The sequence below is a fragment of the Nocardia sp. NPDC059228 genome, from assembly GCF_042754245.1.
Taxonomy (GTDB): Bacteria; Actinomycetota; Actinomycetes; order Mycobacteriales; family Mycobacteriaceae; genus Nocardia.
This window is the reverse complement of sequence record NZ_JBHZAL010000105.1, coordinates 1-1,473: the sequence shown is the minus strand read 5'-3', so window position 1 is coordinate 1,473 and position 1,473 is coordinate 1. Positions and strand designations below refer to the sequence as shown.

Sequence of the window (1,473 nt, the reverse complement as noted above, 5' to 3'; positions counted from 1 at the left end):
GCTACGAACAAAGCTTGGCGCAGCTACGGGACAGCCTCGCCAGCAAGCGCGAAGAACTGCGCATGAGGAGTCTGCGGGCACATCCACCGCTGACGGAACGTCGCAGCATGTACCGAGAGGATACGGCTGAGGTCGTTGCCCAGTACGGACGGGAGAGCCGCCACTACCGCCGCGTCCATAACACCTTGCAGTCCCTGATCATGATCGGATCCACCGCGGTGACCACAATCGCCGCTCTCGGCCAGCAGGACTGGAACTGGCAGACCCTGTCTGTCGTGGTCCTGGGGTTCAGCATCACTCTCGCGTCCGCGTTCACGGGCTACTACAAGTATCGCGAGCGCAGCTACTTCCTTCGGCAGACGGCTGATGCCATCGAGGAGGAACTAAATGCGGTGATGCTGGGCATCGGTGAGTTCAGCAAGTTCACCGAAGAGAAAGAGGGCGAGGCCCTTGCCAAATTCACCCAGCGCATCGAGACGCTTCGCAGCGAGCAACGGCGTCGTGAGCAGCAGTTGGACCAGCCCGCCGAACAGGCTGGTCCGATCGGACCCCCGCCGGCTGTGTGATCAGTAGCCGTCCCGGCGTGGGTCCGGGACGACTGGATGTTCGGTCCCCCTTACGTCGTCGCCGCTACATCGAAGGTGGCACACAAATGCGACGTCGCCATCATCGATCACCAGGAAGCACAGCGGAGTCGACAGGCCGGGGTGCACCCACGGAGCGCCAAGCTCGTCCCGGCGGTCGAGGCGAAGCACCACAGCTCCTCACCTCCTCTTGGCATCGGCAGAGGGTTCCTTGGCCTGGCCCAAGAAGTGCTCACTCGTCTTCCCATCGCAGAGTTCTACCAATCTGGGGCCCTGATCGCTGGGCGCCAGAGCGAGTCGTACCCCGAGCTGCTGTCGGGCACTGAATGCCACTAGGCGCCTGCGCTCGCAGCTCGACCAAGCCATCCGAAACTGGAAGTACAAGCGCTGATCCAGTGCGATCCACCCATCACTGAAAGTGCCAACCGGTTGTGGTGGGCGCCCTCTCACGTTGACGTCATGGTCCGATGGCCAAGCAGCGACTCACCAGCCGTCGCTGTCGCCGTACTTACTCGGATCCCTCGCGCGATCCACAGCCTGTGCGCAAGCCTCTGCGAACACGGCGGCAATGGCGTCCTTGTCTGTGCCCCGGACCTGGGCCTCGACCTCTTGGCCGGGGCGGCGAGTGGTATGCCAGCGGACGGGCAAGTCCGTATAGAGGTCGGACTCGAACTCCCAGGCATGCACCGACCATTGTTCGGAGACACCCGTGTTCAACCGTTCGCCGCCGGGGGCGAAGAGGGCATGGGCGTGGAAGACGATCCTCCGGTCAGGCATCCGATCGCGGACCGCCCGCCCGCCGACCGGTCCGTCGTGCTCCCACTTCCCCCGGTCCCATTCCTCGACCTCCGCAGAGTGGTCGCGCCCGTCGCCACCCCACTGCTCGACC

At 64.2% G+C, this 1,473-nt stretch carries 2 protein-coding genes; one reads left to right on the top strand and one right to left on the bottom strand.

Annotated elements, in window-relative coordinates; all coding sequences use genetic code 11:
• Nucleotides 1–566 (top strand): DUF4231 domain-containing protein (locus tag ACFXKA_RS42740; RefSeq protein WP_379431867.1); only part of this gene is annotated, 566 nt, incomplete at its 5' end.
• Nucleotides 567–1,067: 501 nt separating this feature from the next.
• On the opposite strand, the gene ACFXKA_RS42735 is transcribed toward ACFXKA_RS42740, so the two are convergent.
• On the bottom strand, nt 1,068–1,473 hold a 406-nt coding region (locus ACFXKA_RS42735; RefSeq protein WP_379431866.1), incomplete at its 5' end, for a hypothetical protein.